General features: G+C 70.3%; 13 protein-coding genes. 5 read left to right on the plus strand and 8 right to left on the minus strand.

The window, feature by feature from the left end; all coding sequences use genetic code 11:
* Positions 1 to 26 precede the first annotated feature (26 nt).
* The 4 genes from QSK25_RS32060 (at position 27) to QSK25_RS32075 (ending at position 9052) form a co-directional block, all read left to right on the plus strand.
* Entirely contained in the window at positions 27 to 3791 is a 3765-nt protein-coding gene (locus QSK25_RS32060; protein WP_285643811.1) for an ABC transporter ATP-binding protein, read from the plus strand.
* Positions 3792 to 3889: 98 nt separating this feature from the next.
* Positions 3890 to 4765, plus strand: coding sequence for a hypothetical protein (locus QSK25_RS32065; RefSeq protein ID WP_285643813.1), 876 nt, complete (start codon positions 3890 to 3892; stop codon positions 4763 to 4765).
* A gap of 328 nt (positions 4766 to 5093) precedes the next feature.
* Positions 5094 to 8789 carry a multifunctional oxoglutarate decarboxylase/oxoglutarate dehydrogenase thiamine pyrophosphate-binding subunit/dihydrolipoyllysine-residue succinyltransferase subunit gene (locus tag QSK25_RS32070; protein WP_285643815.1) on the plus strand — a complete coding sequence of 1232 codons (3696 nt, stop codon included), beginning with the start codon at positions 5094 to 5096 and terminating at the stop codon, positions 8787 to 8789.
* Positions 8790 to 8872: 83 nt separating this feature from the next.
* Positions 8873 to 9052: a DUF6104 family protein gene (locus QSK25_RS32075; protein WP_285643817.1), complete on the plus strand. Its 180-nt coding sequence runs from the start codon at positions 8873 to 8875 to the stop codon at positions 9050 to 9052.
* A gap of 115 nt (positions 9053 to 9167) precedes the next feature.
* Here QSK25_RS32075 and QSK25_RS32080 read toward each other — a convergent pair whose 3' ends face one another.
* The gene (locus QSK25_RS32080) at positions 9168 to 10160 is read right to left on the minus strand and encodes an aldo/keto reductase (RefSeq protein WP_285643820.1); all 993 of its coding nucleotides are present in this window, start codon (positions 10158 to 10160) and stop codon (positions 9168 to 9170) included.
* A gap of 52 nt (positions 10161 to 10212) precedes the next feature.
* A complete protein-coding gene (locus QSK25_RS32085) occupies positions 10213 to 11097 on the minus strand; it encodes a DISARM anti-phage system protein DrmE domain-containing protein (protein ID WP_285643822.1) in 885 nt (294 codons plus the stop codon).
* 178 nt (positions 11098 to 11275) lie between these two features.
* On the opposite strand from QSK25_RS32085, the gene QSK25_RS32090 reads away from it, so the two are divergent.
* On the plus strand, positions 11276 to 12448 hold the full coding sequence (locus tag QSK25_RS32090; protein ID WP_285643824.1) for a S8 family peptidase: 1173 nt from the start codon (positions 11276 to 11278) through the stop codon (positions 12446 to 12448).
* A gap of 129 nt (positions 12449 to 12577) precedes the next feature.
* Here the strand turns inward: QSK25_RS32090 and QSK25_RS32095 are convergent, their stop codons facing one another.
* The 6 genes from QSK25_RS32095 to hutH form a co-directional block, all read right to left on the minus strand.
* Positions 12578 to 13459, minus strand: a complete 882-nt coding sequence (locus QSK25_RS32095; protein ID WP_285643827.1) for a hypothetical protein — start codon at positions 13457 to 13459, stop codon at positions 12578 to 12580.
* A gap of 66 nt (positions 13460 to 13525) precedes the next feature.
* The gene (gene hutI, locus QSK25_RS32100; RefSeq protein ID WP_285643829.1) at positions 13526 to 14659 is read right to left on the minus strand and encodes an imidazolonepropionase; all 1134 of its coding nucleotides are present in this window, start codon (positions 14657 to 14659) and stop codon (positions 13526 to 13528) included.
* Positions 14656 to 15930 carry a formimidoylglutamate deiminase gene (locus QSK25_RS32105; protein ID WP_285643831.1) on the minus strand — a complete coding sequence of 425 codons (1275 nt, stop codon included), beginning with the start codon at positions 15928 to 15930 and terminating at the stop codon, positions 14656 to 14658. Before QSK25_RS32105 ends, hutI begins: the two co-directional genes overlap by 4 nt.
* Positions 15927 to 17096 (minus strand): allantoate amidohydrolase, encoded by a 1170-nt coding sequence (locus QSK25_RS32110; RefSeq protein WP_285643832.1) that lies wholly within the window; start codon positions 17094 to 17096, stop codon positions 15927 to 15929. The genes QSK25_RS32105 and QSK25_RS32110 overlap by 4 nt, the downstream gene beginning before the upstream one ends.
* Positions 17096 to 18736 carry a urocanate hydratase gene (gene hutU / locus QSK25_RS32115; RefSeq protein ID WP_285643833.1) on the minus strand — a complete coding sequence of 547 codons (1641 nt, stop codon included), beginning with the start codon at positions 18734 to 18736 and terminating at the stop codon, positions 17096 to 17098. Before hutU ends, QSK25_RS32110 begins: the two co-directional genes overlap by 1 nt.
* A complete protein-coding gene (gene hutH / locus QSK25_RS32120) occupies positions 18736 to 20241 on the minus strand; it encodes a histidine ammonia-lyase (RefSeq protein WP_285643835.1) in 1506 nt (501 codons plus the stop codon). The genes hutU and hutH overlap by 1 nt, the downstream gene beginning before the upstream one ends.
* Between the last annotated feature and the right edge of the window lie 52 nt (positions 20242 to 20293).

Raw genomic sequence — 20293 nt, forward strand, 5'->3', positions numbered from 1 at the left:
CCTGCGGTTTCTGACGTCACAGTTTTATGTCGGACCCCGACCGTACTGTGGGATCCGTGACGAAGGGCTGGATCCGCCGACTTGCCGCCGCGTGCTGGCAGCACCCCCGCCTGGTGGTGCTGTCGGTGCTCGCCGCGGTCGTCGGCGTGGGTCTTCAGGCGGCGGGTCCGTTGCTGCTCAAGACGGCGATCGACGACTCGACGGACGGCCGCACCGATCGACTGTGGCCGTTGATGGTCGCGTTGATCGTGCTGGAGCTGCTGACGTTCGGTTCGGCGTTTTTACGGCGCTACCTGGGCGGCCGGCTGGCGTTGGGCGTGCAGCACGACCTGAGGCTGGGCGTGTTCTCCGCGGTGCAGCGGCTGGACGGCGCGAAGCAGGACGAGCTGCGCACCGGCCAGATCGTGTCGCGCTCGATCACGGACCTGCAGCTGGTGCAGTCGTTGCTGATGATGGCGCCGTTGGCCGTGGGCACGGTGGTGTTCGCGGTGGCCGCGCTGGCGGCGATGATCTACCTGTCGATCCCGTTGACGATCATCGCGGTGATCGTGCTGCCGCTGGTGGCGTGGCTCGCGGGCCGCACCCGGCTGACGCTGTTCCCGGCCACCTGGTCGGCGCAGCAGCGGGCGGCCGACCTGGCGCAGCACGTCGAGGAGACCGTCACCGGCGTGCGCGTGGTGAAGGGCTTCGGCCAGGAGGCCCGCGAGGTCGCCAGGCTGGAGAAGCACGCCAAGTCCCTGTTCGCGGAACGCATGCGCGCCGCCCGGCTGTCGTCCAAGCCGCTGGCGACCGTGACGGCGCTGCCGTTGCTCGGCCAGGTGGCGGTGCTGGGCCTCGGCGGCTGGCTGGCGTTGCACGGCCAGGTCACGCTGGGCACGTTCCTCGCCTTCACGACCTACGTGGCGAACCTGGTGGGCCCGACGCGCCTGCTGTCGAGCCTGATGGTGTCCGCGCAGCTCGCCAGGGCGGGTGTGGAACGCGTCTACGAGCTGATCGACTCGCAGCCGGACGTGCAGGACGGCCCGGACGAGGTGCCGCCCGGCCCGCTGGGCATCGCGTTCTCGGACGTGAGCTTCGGCTACGCCCGCAGCGAACCGGTCCTGAAGGACTTCACGCTCTCGGTGGCACCCGGCGAGACCCTGGCCCTCGTGGGCACCGCGGGTTCCGGCAAGTCGACGGTCTCCCTGCTGCTGCCCCGCTTCTACGACGTGCACGCGGGTTCGGTCACCGTGGGCGGCGCGGACGTGCGCACCCTGACCCTGGAGTCGTTGCGCGGCGCGATCGGCGTCGTGTTCGAAGAGGCGTTCCTCTTCTCCGACACCATCTTCTCCAACATCGCCTACGGCAACCCGGACGCATCCAGGGCCGAGGTGGAGCGAGCGGCGAAGGCGGCGGAGGCCCACGACTTCATCGAGGCCCTCCCCCAGGGCTACGACACGGTGGTGGGCGAGCGGGGCCTGACCCTCTCCGGCGGCCAGCGCCAGCGAGTGGCCCTGGCCAGGGCGCTGCTCGCCGACCCGAGGATCCTGGTGCTCGACGACGCCACCTCGGCCGTCGACAACGCCACCGAAGCCGCGATCCACGCGACGCTGGCGTCCGTGACGGCGCACCGCACCACCCTTCTGGTGGCCCACCGCCGATCGACGCTGTCCCTGGCCGACCGCATCGCGGTGCTGGACGCGGGCGAAGTGGTCGACATCGGCACCCACGCCGAACTGACCGCCCGCTGCGCCCTCTACCGAGACCTGCTGGCGGGCCCGGGCGAGGCCATCGAGTCCACCACCCCCGCCTCCACCGGCACCCTGTGGCCGACGCTCACCCAGGCCGACCGCGACGAACGTCTGATGGCCGCGGCCAAGACGTCCACCCCGGCCGTCTCGGGCCGCCGCGCCGCAGGAGGTGGCGGAGGCCCCGGCGCCGGCATGGCAGCGCTGGCGGGCGGCCCGCCCACGCCGGAACTGCTGGCCCAGGTCCGCAAGCTCCCCCCGGCCACCGAGACCCCGGTCCTGCACGGCGAAGACCCGAGGGCGCCGGACCCGGCGTTCCGCCTGGCCCGCCTCCTGGCCCCGGTCCGCTGGGCCCTGGCCGGCGTGGCGGCCCTGGTGGTCCTGGACGCCCTGGTGGGCATGGGCATGCCGTCCCTGGTCCGCCTGGGCATCGACGGCGGCGTGGTCAGCAACGCCGAATCGGTCGTCTGGCTGGCCGTCGGTCTGGGCGTCGGCCTGGTGGCGATCGGCTGGCTGACCACCGCGGGGAGCACGATCTACGCCGCCCGCCTGGGCGAACGCCTCCTCTACCTGCTCAGGGTCCGCAGCTACGCCCACCTGCAACGCCTCGGCCTCGACTACTACGAGCGCGAGATGGCGGGCCGCATCATGACGAGGATGACCACGGACGTGGACGCCCTCTCCACGTTCCTGCAAACAGGCCTCGTGACGGCGGTGATCAGCCTGATCACCGTGCTGGGCATCACCGCGGCACTGGTGGTCACCGACCCGTCGCTGGCCCTGATCGCCCTGTCGGTGCTCCCGGTCCTGGCCGTGGCCACCGTGATCTTCCAGCGCCTCTCCTCCACCGCCTACGCGGAAGCGAGAGAGCGCGTCAGCGCCGTCAACGCCGACCTCCAGGAGAACGTCTCGGGCCTGCGCACCTCCCAGGCCTACACCAGGGAGCGCCGCTCAGCCGAAGCCTTCGCCGAACGCAGCGACGCCTACCGCCGCTCCCGCCTGCGGGCCCAGCGCTACATCGCCACCTACTTCCCGTTCGTGGCAATGCTTTCGGGCGTGGCCCAAGCGGTGGTGCTGGCCGTGGGCGCCCACCGGGTGGCCACCGGCACCCTGACGCCGGGCGTGCTGCTGGCGTTCCTGCTGTACCTGGGCCTGTTCTTCAGCCCGATCCAGCAACTCTCCGGCGTCTTCGACGGCTACCAACAGGCCAGGGTGGGCCTCCGCAGGATCGGCGACCTCCTCCGCACCCCGAGCACGGTGGAACCGCCGCAGCACCCGATCCCGGTCCCACCCCACCTCAGGGGCGAGGTGGAGCTCCGCAACGTGAGCTTCACCTACACAGGAGCGGAAACCCCAGCGCTGAAGAACGTGAGCCTGCACGTACCAGCAGGCGAAACGGTGGCCCTGGTGGGCGAAACAGGCGCGGGCAAATCCACCCTGGTCAAACTGATCGCCCGCTTCTACGACGCCACCGAGGGCACGGTCCTGGTGGACGGCGAGGACGTCAGGACCTACGACCTCTCCTCCTACCGCCAACGCCTGGGCGTGGTCCCCCAGGAGGCACACCTGTTCGGCGGCGACATAGCCACCAACGTCGCCTACGGCCGCCCCACGGCGACAGAACGAGAAATCCAGCAGGCCACCGAATCGGTGGGCGCCCTCCCCATGGTCGCCGGCCTCCAGAACGGCTTCCGCCACGAAGCGGGCGAACGGGGCAACCACCTGTCAGCGGGCCAGCGCCAACTGGTGGCCCTGGCCAGGGCGGAACTGGTGAACCCGGACCTCCTCCTGCTGGACGAGGCGACGGCAGCCCTGGACCCGGCCACGGAATCAGCGGTGCTGGCGGCCAGCGACCACCTGACGGGCCCGAGAACCACCTTCGTGGTCGCCCACCGACTGGCCACAGCGGCGAAGGCAGACCGAATCCTGGTCCTGGCCAACGGCCAGGTGATCGAAGAGGGCACCCACGCCGCCCTCCTGGCGGCCGACGGCACCTACGCCCGTTTGTGGCACCACGGCGACACCCCGGAACCAGTCGGCCAACCAGCCGAACGCAGCAGCTGACCGCGCCGCACCACCGCACCAAGGCAGGCGAGCCGACGTTCCCGGCTGAAACCGACCAGCCGGTGCGGTGCCGTGCCGTGAACCCGAAGGAGGCGACCATGTCCCGCCCCACCGTCCTGTACGTCTCCAACCTCGCCTACCCGGCCAAAGGCCGCCGCTACTGCGACGAGGACATCTACCTGACCTCGAACCTGAGACACACCTTCGACCTGGCCATCACCCACCCGGAAGACGCCACCCGCCTGATGCGGGCCTACGACACGGTCGTGGTGAGGAACAGCGGCCCGGTGATCGACTACCCCGCCGCCTACGCCACCTTCCGCGCCGAAGCCGGAGCAACGGGCCAACGCGTCTACAACCCGTTGACCGGCAAGGCGGACATGGCCGGCAAGCAGTACCTGGTCGACCTGGCGAACGAGGGCTACCCGGTCATCCCCACCATCGACGACCTGGCCGACCTCGCCGCTCTCGACCGCCTGGCGAACCTCACCGGCCAACCAGTTCCCACGACCTACGTGGTGAAGCCGAAAGCGGGCGCCGACTCCCACGGCCTGGAGTTCCACACCAGAGAAAGCCTGGAAAGCCGCGCAGCCCGAAACCGCGAATCCACTCGCGAAAACCCGTCGGACACCCTCGTCCAACCCAAGATCGATTTCCGGTACGAGGTCTCGTTCTACTTCGTGGACCACGACTTCCAGTACGCCCTGCACGCCCCCGACCCGGCCAAGCGGTGGGAACTGACCCTCTACACCCCGTCCGGAGCAGATCTGGAATTCGCCCGGAAGTTCATCACCTGGAACGCCCTCCCCCACGGTGTTCAGCGGGTCGACGCCTGCCGCACCCAGAGCGGCGACCTGCTCCTGGTCGAGCTGGAGGACCTCAACCCGTACCTGTCGCTCGACCGCACCACCGACGACATCCGCACCCGCTTCGTCCAGGCGATGACCAGCTCGCTGCTCGGTTCACTGGCGTGAACGAGCACGGATCCACGTGAACGCACGAGGCCGTTCAAGATCAATCCGCAGGGCGACGGCGATGTACCTATCGTGAACTGATCGGCGCGCTGGGTGCGTATGCCCCTCCAACAGGTCAGCGTGCATTACCCGAAAGGGAGGCGACGTAGTGAGACGCACATCAAGAATTGCTCAACAGCGGGTGACGACGGGCCCGTCCTGATCGATCCTGTGACAGAGCACTCCTTGCCAGGTGCCTCCAGCGTGTGAAGGCCTGTGTCAGGGGGACTAACCTGACTACCGCATGAGTCATCACCAAGAGCGAGATGGATAGAGGCGAGCGCCAGCCGTGTCCAGCAGCAGTCCTGCGTCACAATTCGGGCCGAACGAGTGGCTCGTCGAGGAGATGTACGAGCAGTTCCTCGCGGACCCGTCATCCGTAGACCCGGCATGGCATGACTTCTTTGCCGACTACAAGCGTGCGGGCGGCAACGGCAGTGCCGCCACGGCCAGCGCGGGTGGCTCCACGGCCACCACGACCGCGACCGTGACGCCGCCGGCGGCGGACACCGCCAAGCCCGCGCCCGCCGCCGCACCCAAGCCTGCCGCGCAGCCGCAGCCGAAGCCGGCGGCCACGCTGCCGTCGACCGGCAAGCCCGCGCCGCAGCAGGCCGCGAAGGCCGCCCCGGTGAAGCCGAGCGCGCAGCCCGAGCAGAAGCAGCTGCGCGGTGCCTCCGCCGCGATCGCGAAGAACATGGAGCTGTCGCTCACCGTTCCGACCGCGACCAGCGTGCGCGCCGTGCCCGCCAAGCTGCTGGCCGACAACCGCATCGTCATCAACAACCACCTGAAGCGGACGCGTGGCGGGAAGGTCTCCTTCACCCACGTGATCGGCTACGCGGTCGTCCGGGCGCTGCAGGCGTACCCGAACATGAACCGCCACTACGCCGAGGTGGACGGCAAGCCGTTCGTCGTCACGCCGGAGCACGTGAACTTCGGCCTGGCGATCGACCTGCCCGGCAAGGACGGCAGCCGCACGCTCGTCGTCGCGTCGGTCAAGGGCTGCGAGAACATGACGTTCACGCAGTTCTGGCAGGCCTACGAGGACCTGATCCGCAAGGCCCGCGCCGGGTCGCTGACCGCGGACGACTTCTCCGGCACCACGATCTCGCTGACCAACCCGGGCACGATCGGCACCAACCACTCGGTGCCGCGCCTGCAGGCCGGTCAGGGCGCGATCATCGGCGTCGGCGCCATGGAGTACCCCGCGCACTTCCAGGGCACCAGCGAGCAGGCGCTCACCGACATGGGTGTCAGCAAGATCATCACGCTGACCAGCACGTACGACCACCGCATCATCCAGGGCGCGGAGTCGGGCGAGTTCCTCAAGCGCGTGCACCAGCTGCTGCTGGGCGAGGACGGCTTCTACGACGACATCTTCGCGTCGCTGCGGCTGCCCTACGAGCCGATCCGCTGGGTCGCCGACATCCCCGAGGGCGCTGTCGACAAGACGGCCCGCGTCATCGAGCTGATCGACGCGTTCCGCACCCGCGGCCACCTCATGGCCGACACGGACCCGCTGAACTACCGCCAGCGCTCGCACGCCGACCTGGACGTGCTCAGCCACGGCCTGACGCTGTGGGACCTCGACCGCGAGTTCCCGGTCGGCGGCTTCGCCGGCAAGGAGCGGATGAAGCTCCGCGACATCCTGGGCGTGCTGCGCAACTCGTACTGCCGCACCGTCGGCGTCGAGTACATGCACATCCTCGAGCCCGAAGAGCGCCGCTGGATCCAGGAGCGCGTCGAGGTTCCGCACGAGAAGCCGCCGGCCACCGTGCAGAAGTACATCCTCAGCAAGCTCAACGCGGCTGAGGCCTTCGAGACGTTCCTGCAGACGAAGTACGTCGGCCAGAAGCGCTTCTCGCTGGAGGGCGGCGAGACCGTCATCCCGCTGCTCGACGCGGTGCTCGACAAGGCCGCCGAGCACGAGCTCGACGAGGTCGTCATCGGCATGCCGCACCGCGGCCGCCTCAACGTCCTCGCGAACATCGTCGGCAAGCCGATCTCGCAGATCTTCCGCGAGTTCGAGGGCAACCTCGACCCCGGTCAGGCGCACGGCTCCGGCGACGTGAAGTACCACCTCGGTGCCGAGGGCAAGTACTTCCGGATGTTCGGCGACGGCGAGACCAAGGTGTCGCTGACGGCGAACCCGTCGCACCTCGAGGCGGTCGACCCGGTCCTCGAGGGCATCGTCCGCGCCAAGCAGGACATGCTCGACAAGGGCGGCGACTTCTTCCCCGTCCTGCCGGTCGCCCTGCACGGTGACGCGGCGTTCGCGGGCCAGGGCGTCGTCGCCGAGACGCTGAACCTGGCGCTCGTGCGCGGCTACCGCACCGGTGGCACCGTGCACATCGTCGTGAACAACCAGGTCGGCTTCACGACCGCGCCGGAGCACTCGCGGTCCTCGAAGTACTCGACCGACGTCGCGAAGATGATCGGTTCGCCGGTCTTCCACGTGAACGGCGACGACCCCGAGGCCTGCTACTGGGTCGCGAAGCTGGCCGTCGAGTACCGCCAGGCGTTCCACAAGGACGTCGTGATCGACATGGTCTGCTACCGCCGCCGCGGCCACAACGAGGGCGACGACCCCTCGATGACGCAGCCGGCGATGTACGACGTGATCGACCAGAAGCGCTCGGTGCGCAAGACCTACACCGAGTCCCTGATCGGCCGCGGCGACATCACGGTCGAAGAGGCCGAGAAGGCGCTGCAGGACTTCTCCAGCCAGCTGGAGCACGTCTTCAACGAGGTCCGCGAGCTCGAGAAGCACCCGGTGACGGTCAGCCCGTCGGTGGAGGCCGAGCAGCAGATCCCGGCGAAGCTGCCCACGCACATCACCCGTGAGGTGCTGGAGCACATCGCCGACGCCCACGTGAACCTGCCGGAGGGCTTCACGCCGCACGCGCGCGTCAAGCCGGTGCTCGACCGCCGCGCCAAGATGGCGCGCGAGGGCGGCATCGACTGGGCGTTCGCCGAGCTGCTCGCCTTCGGTTCGCTCGCGATCGAGGGCCGCAACATCCGTCTGGCCGGCCAGGACTCGCGCCGCGGCACGTTCGTGCAGCGCCACGCGACCCTGATCGACCGCAAGACGGGCGAGGACTACACGCCGCTGCAGAACCTGTCGGACGACCAGGGCAAGTTCATGGTCTACGACTCGGTGCTGTCGGAGTTCGCCGCGCTCGGCTTCGAGTACGGTTACTCGGTCGCGAACCCGCAGGCACTGGTCCTGTGGGAGGCGCAGTTCGGTGACTTCGTCAACGGCGCGCAGCCGATCATCGACGAGTTCATCTCGTCCGGTGAGGCCAAGTGGGGTCAGCGTTCCGACGTCGTGATCCTGCTGCCGCACGGCCACGAGGGCCAGGGCCCCGACCACACGTCGGGCCGCATCGAGCGCTGGCTGCAGCTGTGCGCCGAGGGCTCCATGACCGTCGCGGTGCCGTCGACCCCGGCGAACTACTTCCACCTGCTGCGCCGCCACGCCCTCGACGGCGTCGACCGGCCGCTCGTGGTGTTCACGCCGAAGTCGATGCTGCGCCTCAAGGCCGCCGTCAGCAGCACGGCCGAGTTCACCGACGACCGCTTCCACTCGGTGATGGACGACCCGACGATCAAGGACCCGAACGCGGTCACGAAGGTCCTGCTGTGCAGCGGCAAGATCTCCTACGAGCTGCACGCCGAGCGCGAGAAGCGCGGCGGCGGCGACGTGGCGATCGTGCGCGTCGAGCAGCTCTACCCGGTCCCGGCCCGCAAGCTGACCGAGACCCTGGAGCGCTACCCGAACGCGAAGGACGTCCGCTGGGTGCAGGAGGAGCCGGCGAACCAGGGCGCGTGGCCGTTCTACGGCCTGGCCCTGCCGGAACTCCTCCCGGAGCACCTCGGCACCGTCCGCCGCGTGTCGCGCCGTCCGATGGCCGCGCCGTCGGCCGGTTCGAGCAAGGTGCACGAGGTCGAGCAGCGCGAGATCATCACGCGCGCGTTCGAGTGAGCCTCGGTTGACCGAACGAGCCGCCGGATTCCTCCGCAGGGGTCCGGCGGTTCGCTTTCTCAAGCCCTCACAGGAGTTCTGCCATGTACCACACCGATCGCGGCATCGAAGAGCTGGAGAAGCGGCGCGGCGAGGAGGAGGTCTCCTTCGCGTGGCTCGCGGACAAGCTGCGCGAGTTCGTCGACGCCAACCCGGAGTTCGAGACGCCGATCGAGCGCTTCGCGACGTTCCTCGCGCGCGATGACGACGACTTCGAGGACTAGGCACCGCGAAGCAGCATCAATCCGCCACTCGCTGTTCTGACCGCACGCGGGGCCTCTTCGCGCACTCCACGCGAACGAAAGGTCCCCGCGTGCGGCCGGGAGGCCGGGGATTGGTCTACCAGGCGTAGGCCTCCGGTGCCGGCTTCGAGCCGTTCGGCCCCGGTGCCGGGAACAGCTCGTCCAGCTTCGCCAGCACATCGGCGTCGAGCTTCAGCTCCGCCGCCCGCAACGAGTTGTCGAGCTGCTCGATGGTGCGCGGCCCGATGATCGGCGCCGTCACCCCTTCCTGGTGCAGCAGCCAGGCAAGACCCACGTTGGCCGGGTCCTCGCCGAGGTCGGCGCACAGCTTCTCGTACGCCTCAACGGATTCCTGGTTGCGCGTCAGCACCTTCTGCTGGTGCTCGGCCAGCGACCGGGACGCGCCGCCCTCGCGCTGCTTGCGCAGCACGCCACCCAGCAGGCCGCCCTGCAGGGGCGACCACGGGATGACGCCCAGGCCGTAGTGGCGGGCGGCGGGCAGGACCTCGAGCTCGACGTACCGGTTGAGCAGGTTGTAGATGGACTGCTCGGAGACCAGCCCGAGGAAGCCGCGGGTGCGAGCGGCCTCCGCGGCCTGGGCGATGTGCCAGCCGGCGAAGTTCGAGGAGCCGAAGTAGATGACCTTGCCCTGCTGGCGCAGGACGGAGAAGGCCTCCCAGATCTCGTCCCACGGCGTCGCGCGGTCCACGTGGTGCATCTGGTAGAGGTCGATGTAGTCGGTCTGCATGCGCTTCAGCGAGGCGTCGCAGGCCCGGCGGATGTTCAGGGCCGAGAGCTTGGTCTCGTTGGGCCACTCGCCCATGCTGCCGTAGAGCTTGGTGGCGATGACGGTGCGCTCGCGGCGGGTGCCGCCCTTGGCGAACCAGCGGCCGATGATGTTCTCGGTGACGCCCTCGCCCATCTTCCAGCCGTAGACGTTGGCCGTGTCGAAGAAGTTCAGGCCGTGCTCGTGGGCGCGGTCCATGATCGCGTGGCTGTCGTCCTCGGTCGTCTCGGGACCGAAGTTCATCGTGCCGAGGCACAGGCGGGAGACGGACAGGCCGCTGCGGCCGAGGTTCGTGTACTCCATGGTCCCCACCCTGCCCCTCGGCGAGGCCCGTCGCCACGTGGAGTTGCTCCAGCTACCGCCATTCCCACCGGATGCCGTGCACGGAACCGGGCTGCGCCTCGCGCACGACCAGGTGCGCTGACGCGGAGCTGCCGATCCACAGTTCGCCGCCGTCGACGAGCGGGCCGTCGGCGGAAACGCGGCTGAAACCGTGGCAGCGCACCGGAACCGCGTCCGGGTGGAACTCGACCTCCAGCACGTAGTCGCGCAACGGGCGGACGAAGCCGCGGTCCGCGGTGAAGCTGTCGGCGCCGGGGTCGGAGGTGTAGCGGAGGTCGACCAGCGCGGTGTCGCCCGCGCGCAGCACGCGGTCGAGGATGACCTCGGCGACGATCAGCTTGTGCTCCTCGTCGCGGCGGACTCGGCCGAGGCGGCACGACTTCAGCGCGTGGACCTCGCCCGCGGACAGGTCGGTGAGGTCCGCGGAGCGCGAGACGAGGATGCGGTCGACGCCGTCCTCGAACGCCTCGATGACGGCGCTGGTGCGCATCTCGGTCTCGCGGCGGTCGGGGCCGATCACGGTCACGTCCCGCACGGTGAGGTAGCGCGCCGGGGCCGCGGTGAGGTGGTCGACGCGGGCGATGGCGCGGCCCAGGTCGAGGGCGGCCTCCTGCCAGATGCCCTCCAGTGCGGTGGCCCGGTCCACCCAGCGGCCGCGCGGCCGGCGAGCCCCCAGCCGGCCGGTCAACGCGCCCCGGGGCACCGACAGGACCTCTTCGAGAACGGCCACGGCGTGCAACGACTCCGGGCGTTCCGGACGGCTCCGGCCGCGCCGCCAGTACGACAGCGTCGACAGGCTCACCTGCACGCCGCGCGCCTCCAGGTGGTGCTGGATCCGCTCCAGGCTGAGGCCGCTCGCCTCCACGGCCCTCGTCAACGCCTCCGCGAATTCCGGCACAAAGCAAATGCTACGGCCCGTGATCGAATCCGGCCCGCCCAAGCACAGCGCGTACTGGAAAACGGTGTCGCCACAGTTTTGACAGTATTGAAAACAGAAGTTTCGAACCTGTTATCCAGCGCACAACTCGCGTTAGTTTCTTCGTGTTCCCCAGTTCATTCCCTGCCAGGAGGAACCCATGGCACTTCGGCGTCATGTCGCCATCGCCGCGGCATTGGGCATCGCTTCCACGGCGATGTGGACGCCCACCGCGATCGCTGAGGAAGCAGTTCTGCCCGGCTCGGGCACGCAGGCGGTCGAGGGCAGCTACATCGTGGTGCTGAAGGACGGAGCGCGCACCCCTGCCAGCGCGTTGGCGTCCCGCTACCAGGGCAAGGTGAAGTACACCTACAGCGCCGCGCTGAACGGGTTCTCGGTCACCGGAATGTCCGACCGCCAGGCTCGCAGGCTCGCCGCCGACCCGGACGTCGAATTCGTCGAGCGCAACACGGTCGCCACGATCCAGGCCACGCAGTCGAACCCCGTCTGGGGCCTCGACCGGATCGACCAGGCGAACCTGCCGCTCAGCAAGTCGTACACCTACCCGAACACCGCGTCGAACGTGAACGCGTACGTTCTCGACACCGGAATCAGGAAAACGCATTCCGAATTCGAGGGCCGGGCCACCGACGGTTACGACTTCATCGACAACGACTCCGTCGCGCAGGACTGCCAGGGCCACGGCACGCACGTCGCCGGCACGGTCGGCGGCAAGACCTACGGCGTCGCCAAGAAGGCCAAGCTGGTCGGCGTCCGCGTGCTCGACTGCAACGGCAGCGGCCCGTGGGACACGATCATCCGCGGCATCGACTGGGTGACGGCCAACGGCAAGAAGCCCGCCGTCGTCAACATGAGCCTCGGCGGCAGCGGCACGAACGCCTCGCTGGAGAACGCCGTCAGGCGGTCGATCAGCGCGGGCTTCACCTACGTGCTCGCGGGTGGCAACAGCGGCCAGGACTCCTGCAACTTCACCCCGGCCCGCACGCCGGAGGCGATCACCGTCGGCGCGTCCGACCGCGACGACAAGCGTTCGATCTGGACGGCCGGCTCGTCGAACTGGGGCACGTGCCTCGACATCTGGGCACCGGGCAGCGACATCGTGAGCGCTTCCCACAGCACCGACACGGGCACGCGGTCCATGGGCGGCACGTCGATGGCCTCCCCGCACGTCGCCGGAGCGGCCGCGCTCTACCTGAGCGCCAACCCGTCCGCGACGCCCGCCCAGGTGCGCAACGCCCTGGTCGGCGCGGCCACGCCGAACAAGCTGACCGACATCAGGACGGGTTCGCCGAACCTGCTCCTGAAGGTCTAGGAACCTGCCGTCGCCGCCACCCTGCAGCGGCGACGGCCATCCTGGGCGCCCTTGATGCCACGGCCGAATGCGGCTCGGCCAGCGCATCTTTTCGACTGGGGGCGCTTGCGGTGGGAGTGGGAGTAGCGGCTACTCCCACTCCCACCGCACTCCATAGATCCCGGGCTTCGAGTTCCGCACGTGGATGTGCGTCGACGCCGTCGTCCCGATCCACAGGTCGTTCAGCGCCGTCTCCGGCTCGTGCAACGAGGGCCGCGCGAACTGGAAGCACCGCGCCGGCACCGCGTCCGGGTGGAAGTCGATCTGCAACGTGTAGTCGTTCACCGGACGCAGGAACCTCCGGTCGCACACCTCGCTCTGGGCGCCGGGTCTCATCCGGACCGTGTAGTCGATGAGTGCCGTCTCCCCCGCGCGCAGCATCCGGTCGAAGAGGATCTCCGCGACGAGGAACCCCGTCGAGTCCTCCCCGCGCACCCTCCCGAGCCGGCACGGCGGTCCCGCCTCGATCGACGGCACGCCGAGGTCCGTCGCGTCGGCCAGCTGGATCGCGAGGAACCGGTCGACGCCGTCCTCCAGGGCTTGGACCACGCCTGTGACGTGGGTCGAGACCTCCCGGCGATCCGGCCCGACGAGCAGCCGGTCCTGCACGCTCAGGTACGTGTTCGCGGTCGGCTGCAGCCGTTCGATCCGCGACATGACCTCGCCGAGGTCCGTCGCGCGCGAGTCCCACATGTCCTCGAGGGACAGTGATTGGTCCACCCAACGCCCGCGTGGCCGCTTGTCGCCCAGCCGGTCGGTCAGGAAGCCCTCACCGAGCTCGAGCAGTTCCTCCAGCGCCGCGACGACCTTCAGCGACTCGGGGCGCTCCGGCCTGCTGCGGCCGCGGCGCCAGTAGCTGAGCGTGGAGATGCTCACCTGCATGCCGCGCGCGGCCAGGTGGTGCTGGATGCGTTCGAGACTGAGGCCGCTGTTGTCGACGGCTTTCGTCAGGGCCTCCGCGAAATCCACCACGGGGACACCGTACGGCCCCGCACCTTCCGCCAATAGACCCACAGGTCGGGTAACGAGACGGCTGTCTCAAATGGCGCGTTGCCCCTGACGCCACACCGAGTGCGTCAACGGCACCCCAGGACGGTAGGCCAGATGGGTGATCGAGGGCGCGTCCAGGACGTGCAGATCAGCTCGCGCACCAGGCCGGATGACGCCGACGTCGTCCCGTCGCAACGCCTGCGCGCCGCCCGCCGTGGCCGCCCAGACCGCCTCCTCGACGGTCATCCGCATCTGCAGGACCGCTGTCGTCACGCAGAACGCCATCGACGAGGTGTACGACGAGCCGGGGTTGCAGTTGCTGGCGAGCGCCACCGTCGCACCGGCGTCGAGCAGGGCGCGGGCGGGCGGCAGCGACTGGCGGGTCGAGAGGTCGCACGCCGGGAGCAGCGTGGCGACCGTGTCCGACGACGCCAGCGCGTCGACGTCCTCGGTGGACAGGTAGGTGCAGTGGTCCACCGACGCGGCCCCGAGTTCGACGGCCAGCCGCACGCCGGGGCCCTCGCCGAGCTGGTTGCCGTGCACGCGCAGGCCGAGGCCCTTCTGCTGCGCGGCCACGAGCACGGCCTTCGACTGGTCGTAGTCGAACGCGCCCTTCTCGCAGAACACGTCGGCCCAGCGCACGAGGGGTGCGACGGCGTCGAGCATCTCGCCGCGGACCAGGTCGACGTACTCGTCGGCGTCGGCCCCCGGAGGCACCAGGTGCGCGCCGAGGAACGTGACCTCGTCGGCGTGCTCGGCGGCGATGCGGGCCGAGCGCACCTCGTCCGCGACGTTCAGGCCGTAGCCGGTCTTGGTCTCGACGAACGTCGTGCCCTGCCGCAACGCCTCGGCGACGTGCTTGCGGACGACGGCGGCCAGTTCCTCGTCGGACGCCGCCCGCGTCGCGTTCACCGTCACGGCGATGCCGCCCGCGGTGTACGGCTTGCCCGCCATCCGCGCACCGAACTCGGCGGTGCGGTCGCCCGCGAACACCAGGTGGGTGTGGCTGTCGACCCAGCCGGGCAGCACCGCGCGGCCCTCGACGTCGACCCGTTCGTCGGCCGCCGGAGCACTGCCCGAGTCACCGACCCAGGCGACCCGGTCGCCGTCGACGACCAGCGCGTCGCCGCTGACCTCGGTGTTCGTGGTCAGCTCACCGATGCCGGTGATCAGCACGCTCATGCCCACAGCTCCTCGATCGCGTCCGCCAGCAGCCTGCCGACGTCCCCCAAAGTCTCGTGCACGCCTCCGGCCGCGACCACCCGCCCGCCGACCACCACGGTGTCCACATCGGACGCCGTCGCGGACAGCAGGACCTGCTGCGGCAACGAACCCGCGGTGCGTGGCGTCGAGCAGCTGATGGCCACGAGGTCGCACGGCGCGCCCGGTCCGATCCGGCCGCCGTCCCAGCCGAGCGCGGAGTGCCTCGTGGCGGCTTCCATCAGCTCCGCGGGCGTGAACCGGCCGCGCTGACCCGTCCTCAACCGCTCGTTGTGCTCCAGCGCGCGGGACTCCAGCAGCGGGTCGATCACCGCGTGCTGGTCGCTGCCGAGCGACAGCGGGCTGCCGGCGTCGGCCAGTTCCCTGGCCGGGCCGATGCCGTCGGCGAGGTCCGCTTCGGTGGTCGGGCAGAAGCACGCGCCGGTGCCGTGCTCGCCCAGCAGAGCGATGTCCTCGGGCGTGAGGTGCGTGGCGTGGACGGCCGTCGTGCGCGGCGAGAGCGCACCGGCTTCGTGCAGCAACGCGGTCGGCGTCAGGCCGTACGCGGCGAGGCACGCCTCGTTCTCGGCGGGCTGCTCGGACAGGTGCACGTGCAGCGGCGCGTCCGGGAACGCCTGCGCCACCACGGAGAGCTCCGCCCGCGGCACGGCCCGGACGGAGTGGATCGCGGCACCGACGCGCATCACGTCGTCGGACTTCAGCTCGGCCACGCGCGACGCCCACGCCTCGGCGGTGCCGTCGGAGAAGCGTTGCTGCACCTCGTTCACGGGCTGGTCGATGCCGCCCGCGAGGTAGCAGGTGTCGAGCAACGTCAACCGGATGCCCGCGTCCGCCGCCGCCTCGCGCAGCGCGTACCCGAACTCGTTCGACCTGTCGTGCACGTAGTGGAACTCGCCGACGGCCGAGACGCCCGCGAGCGCCATCTCGCCGTAGACCGCGCGGGCCAGCCGGTAGTACGACTGCGGAGTCAGCCGGGAAGCCAGCGCGTACATGCCTTCGCGCCACGTCCAGAACGTGCCGCCGCCGTCGTGCGTCCGGCCGCGCAACGCCCGGTGGAACGCGTGCGAATGGGCGTTCGCGAAGCCCGGCACGACGATGCCGTGCAACCGCCGGACGCCCAGCGGAATCGTGTCCACAGTGGACACCGACGAGATCGTGCCGTTCTCGACCCTGATCAGGACGCGCTCGGCGAGCCCGGCGGGCAACCAGGCCCGCTCGCACCAGAAGTTCACGAGCCGAGGTGTTCGATCGTGGCGGCCAGTGCCCGCACGCCCTCGTCGACGTCGGCCTGCTCGGCGAACTCCTCCGGCGCGTGGCTCACGCCGGTGGGGTTGCGCACGAACAACATCGCCGTCGGCACGTGCGCGGCGAGGATGCCCGCGTCGTGGCCCGCGCCCGTCGGCAGCGCCGGAACGCCACCCAGCGCTCCGGCGATGTCGTCCCGCAGCGCGCTGTCGAAGTACACCGTGTCGCCGTAGGACTCCTCGGTGATCCGCAGCTCGCACCCCTCCTCCTTGGCGGCCTGATGAGCCGCCTCGGAGATCTCCGCGACCATCGCACGCGTGCGCGCGTCGTCGCTGTCCCGCGCGTCCAGCCAGACGTCCACAGTGGACGCGATGACGTTGGTGCCACCGGGGTTGGGGACGAGCCTTCCCACGGTGGCACGACCGCCACCCCTGGCCGCCTTCCTGGCGGCGAGGACGAGCTGGGACGCCGGGAGCATCGGGTCGTGGCGGTCCTCGATCAACGTCGCCCCGGCGTGGTTGCCCTCGCCGGAGAACGTGAACCGCCACCGGCCGTGCGCGAGGATGCTGGACGCCACGCCGACCGGGACCGTGAGCCCCCGGCCCTGCTCGACGTGCAGCTCGACGAACTGACCGATGCGCTTGAGCGCCTTGTCGTCGCGGCCGACCAGGTCCGGGTCGTAGCCCGCGGACTTCATGGCCTCGGCCAGCGTGATGCCGTCCGGGTCCTTGAGCCCCAACGCCTTCTCGGCCGGGAGGGCGCCGGTGAGCAGGCGCGACCCGAGGCACGCGACGCCGAACCGGCCACCCTCCTCCTCGGCGAAGACCGTGATCGCGAACGGCCGGCCGGGCGTGAAGCCCTTGGCTTGCAACAGGTCCACGGCTTCCAACGCCGACGTCACGCCGAGCGGGCCGTCGAACGCGCCGCCGCCCGGCACCGAGTCGAGGTGGCTGCCGGTGATGAGCGCGTTGTCGCCGCGCTCACCCCACCAGGCCCAGAGGTTGCCGTTCTGGTCGGTCTCCACGTTGAGACCGCGCCGGACCGCCTGTTCCACGAACCAGTGCCTCAGCTCCAGTTCGGGCTTGCCGTACCCGTGGCGCGAGTAACCGCCGCGCTTCGGGTCCCTGCCGACGTCCGCGATCTGGTCGAGCATCAGCCCTCCATCGGAATGCGGACGCCCTTGTCCGCAGCCACGGTCTTCGCTTCGTCGTACCCGGCGTCCACGTGCCGGATGACGCCCATGCCGGGGTCGTTCGTGAGCACGCGCTCGATCTTCTGCGCGGCCAGCTCGGTGCCGTCCGCGACCGTCACCTGACCGGCGTGGATCGAGCGGCCGATGCCGACGCCGCCACCGTGGTGCAGCGACACCCAGGTGGCCCCGGAAGCCGTGTTGACCAGGGCGTTGAGCAGCGGCCAGTCCGCGATCGCGTCGGACCCGTCGGCCATCGCCTCGGTCTCGCGGTACGGGGACGCGACCGAACCGCAGTCGAGGTGGTCGCGGCCGATGACGATCGGTGCCGACAGCTCGCCGGAGGCGACCATCTCGTTGAACTTGAGGCCCGCGAGGTGCCGTTCGCCGTAGCCGAGCCAGCAGATGCGGGCGGGCAGGCCCTGGAACTCGACGCGCTCACCGGCCATCTTGATCCACCGGTGCAGCTGCTCGTTCTCCGGGAACAGCTCGAGGATCGCGGCGTCGGTCTTCGCGATGTCGGCCGGGTCGCCGGACAGCGCGGCCCAGCGGAACGGGCCCTTGCCCTCGCAGAACAGCGGGCGGATGTAGGCGGGCACGAAGCCGGGGAACGCGAACGCGCGCTCGTAGCCGCCGAGCTGGGCCTCACCGCGGATCGAGTTGCCGTAGTCGAACACCTCGGCGCCGCGGTCCAGGAACCCGACCATGGCCTCGACGTGGTCGGCCATCGACCTGCGGGCGCGCTCGGTGAACTCCTCCGGCTTGGCGGCCGCGTAGTCCTGCCACTCCTCCAGCGAGACGCCGACCGGCAGGTACGCCAGCGGGTCGTGCGCGGAGGTCTGGTCCGTGACGATGTCGACGGCGACCTCACGGCGCAGCAGTTCCGGCAGGATCTCCGCCGCGTTGCCCACGACACCGACGGACACGGCCTCACCGGCGGCCTTGGCGGCCAGCACGCGCTCGATGGCGCTGTCCAGGTCCTCGGCGATCTCGTCGAGGTAGCGGGTCTCCAGGCGGCGCTGGGCGCGATGCGGATCGACCTCGACGCAGAGCGCGACGCCCTCGTTCATCGTGACGGCGAGCGGCTGCGCGCCACCCATGCCGCCGAGGCCCGCGGTGACCGTGAGGGTGCCGCGCAGCGTGCCGTTGAAGCGCTTGGTGGCGACGGCGGCGAACGTCTCGAAGGTGCCCTGCAGGATGCCCTGGGTGCCGATGTAGATCCACGACCCGGCGGTCATCTGGCCGTACATGGTGAGGCCCTCGGCCTCCAGGCGGCGGAACTCGGGCCAGTTCGCCCAGTCCGGCACGAGGTTCGAGTTCGCGATGAGCACGCGCGGCGCCCACTCGTTCGTGCGCATGACGCCGACCGGGCGGCCGGACTGCACCAGCAGCGTCTCGTCGGCTTCGAGGTTCTTCAGCTCGCGGGTGATGGCGTCGAACGACGGCCAGTCGCGCGCGGCCTTGCCGGTGCCGCCGTAGACGACGAGGTCCTCGGGACGCTCGGCGACGTCCGGGTCGAGGTTGTTGTGGAACATCCGCAGCGCGGCCTCGGTGGACCAGTTCTTCGCGGTCAGTTCGGTGCCGCGATCAGCGCGTACGACCATTACAGGGCTCCACTTCGGATGAGGGCCTCGGCGGCGGCGATCTCGGGCGCGAGGTGGCGGTCCGGGCCGGGGCCCTGGACGGTCTCGCGCAGCTTCGCCACGGCGGCGGCCGTCGCGGGGGCGGGCTTGAGGGGCGCGCGCAGGTCGAGCGCCCGCGCGGCGGTGAGCAGTTCGATGGCCAGCACGGTGGTGAGCCCGTCCACGGCCTTGCGCAGCTTGCGGGCGGCGGACCAGCCCATCGACACGTGGTCCTCCTGCATGGCGGAGGACGGGATGGAGTCGACGGACGCCGGCACCGCGAGGCGCTTGAGCTCGGACACGATCGCCGCCTGCGTGTACTGGGCGATCATGTGGCCGGAGTCGACGCCGGGGTCGTCGGCGAGGAACGGCGGCAGGCCGTGCGAGCGGGAGACGTCGAGCATGCGGTCGGTGCGGCGCTCGGCGATCGAGGCCACGTCCGCGAGCGGGATGGCCAGGAAGTCGAGCGCGTAGGCCACCGGGGCGCCGTGGAAGTTGCCGTTGGACTCGACCCGGCCGTCCGCCAGCACGACGGGGTTGTCGATCACGGACGCCAGCTCGCGGTCGGCCACCGTCGCGGCGTACGCCACGGTGTCGCGGGCCGCGCCGTGCACCTGCGGTGAGCAGCGCAGCGAGTACGCGTCCTGCACGCGGGTGCAGTCCGGGCCGCGGTGCGAGGCGACGATCTCGGAGTCCCGCAGGAACGCGAGCATCCGGGCCGCGGACAGGTTCTGGCCGGGGTGCGGGCGCAGCGCGTGCAGCTCCGGTTCGAAGACGCGGTCGGTGCCCAGCAGGGCCTCGACGCTCATCGCGGCGGTGAGGTCCGCGATGTCCAGCAGCTTCGTCAGGTCGGCGATCGCCAGCGACAGCATGCCGAGCATGCCGTCGGTGCCGTTGATCAGCGCGAGGCCTTCCTTCTCGGCCAGCTGCACCGGTTCGATGCCGGCGGCTGCGAGGGCCTCGGCGGCGGTGACGAGCTCGCCGTCCGCGTTGCGGACCATGCCCTCACCCATGAGCGCGAGGGCGTTGGCGCTGAGCGGCGCGAGGTCACCCGAACAGCCGAGCGACCCGAACTCGTGCACGACCGGCGTGATGCCGGCGTTCAGCATCCCGGCCATGGCGTCCACAGTGGACAGGCGAACACCGGTGTGGCCGGTGGAGAGCGTGCGCAGGCGCAGCAGCATCAGCGCCCGGACGACCTCGCGTTCGACCTCGGGCCCGGAACCCGCGGCGTGCGAGCGGATCAGCGACCGCTGCAGCTGGGCACGGCGGTCCGGCGGGATGTGCCGGACGGCGAGCGCGCCGAACCCGGTCGAGACGCCGTAGGTGGGGCGTTCGGCCGTGGCGAGCTGTTCGATGTGGCCGCGGGCGGTGGTGACCGCCTCACGGGCCGCCGCGGTGATCTCCACCGGGGCGCCGTCGCGGGCGACGGCATGAACGTCCTCGAGGGTCAGAGGCTTCGGACCCAGCTCCACCGGTTGTCGCATGCAGACATCAGACCGCTCCGGAGCCGACTCAGCGACCCCGGAGCGGAGGATG

It is taken from the genome of Lentzea sp. NBRC 102530 (assembly GCF_030269365.1).
Taxonomy (GTDB): domain Bacteria; phylum Actinomycetota; class Actinomycetes; order Mycobacteriales; family Pseudonocardiaceae; genus Lentzea.

Excerpts from the sequence above, each read along its gene's own strand:
- QSK25_RS32060 (WP_285643811.1), top strand. The coding sequence starts at position 27 with ATGTCGGACCCCGACCGTACTGTGGGATCCGTGACGAAGGGCTGGATC.
- QSK25_RS32075 (WP_285643817.1), top strand. The coding sequence starts at position 8,873 with ATGTACCACACCGATCGCGGCATCGAAGAGCTGGAGAAGCGGCGCGGC.
- QSK25_RS32090 (WP_285643824.1), top strand. The coding sequence starts at position 11,276 with ATGGCACTTCGGCGTCATGTCGCCATCGCCGCGGCATTGGGCATCGCT.
- QSK25_RS32110 (WP_285643832.1), bottom strand. The coding sequence starts at position 17,096 with ATGCTCGACCAGATCGCGGACGTCGGCAGGGACCCGAAGCGCGGCGGT.
- QSK25_RS32080 (WP_285643820.1), bottom strand. The coding sequence starts at position 10,160 with ATGGAGTACACGAACCTCGGCCGCAGCGGCCTGTCCGTCTCCCGCCTG.
- hutU (WP_285643833.1), bottom strand. The coding sequence starts at position 18,736 with ATGGTCGTACGCGCTGATCGCGGCACCGAACTGACCGCGAAGAACTGG.
- hutI (WP_285643829.1), bottom strand. The coding sequence starts at position 14,659 with ATGAGCGTGCTGATCACCGGCATCGGTGAGCTGACCACGAACACCGAG.
- hutH (WP_285643835.1), bottom strand. The coding sequence starts at position 20,241 with ATGCGACAACCGGTGGAGCTGGGTCCGAAGCCTCTGACCCTCGAGGAC.
- QSK25_RS32065 (WP_285643813.1), top strand. The coding sequence starts at position 3,890 with ATGTCCCGCCCCACCGTCCTGTACGTCTCCAACCTCGCCTACCCGGCC.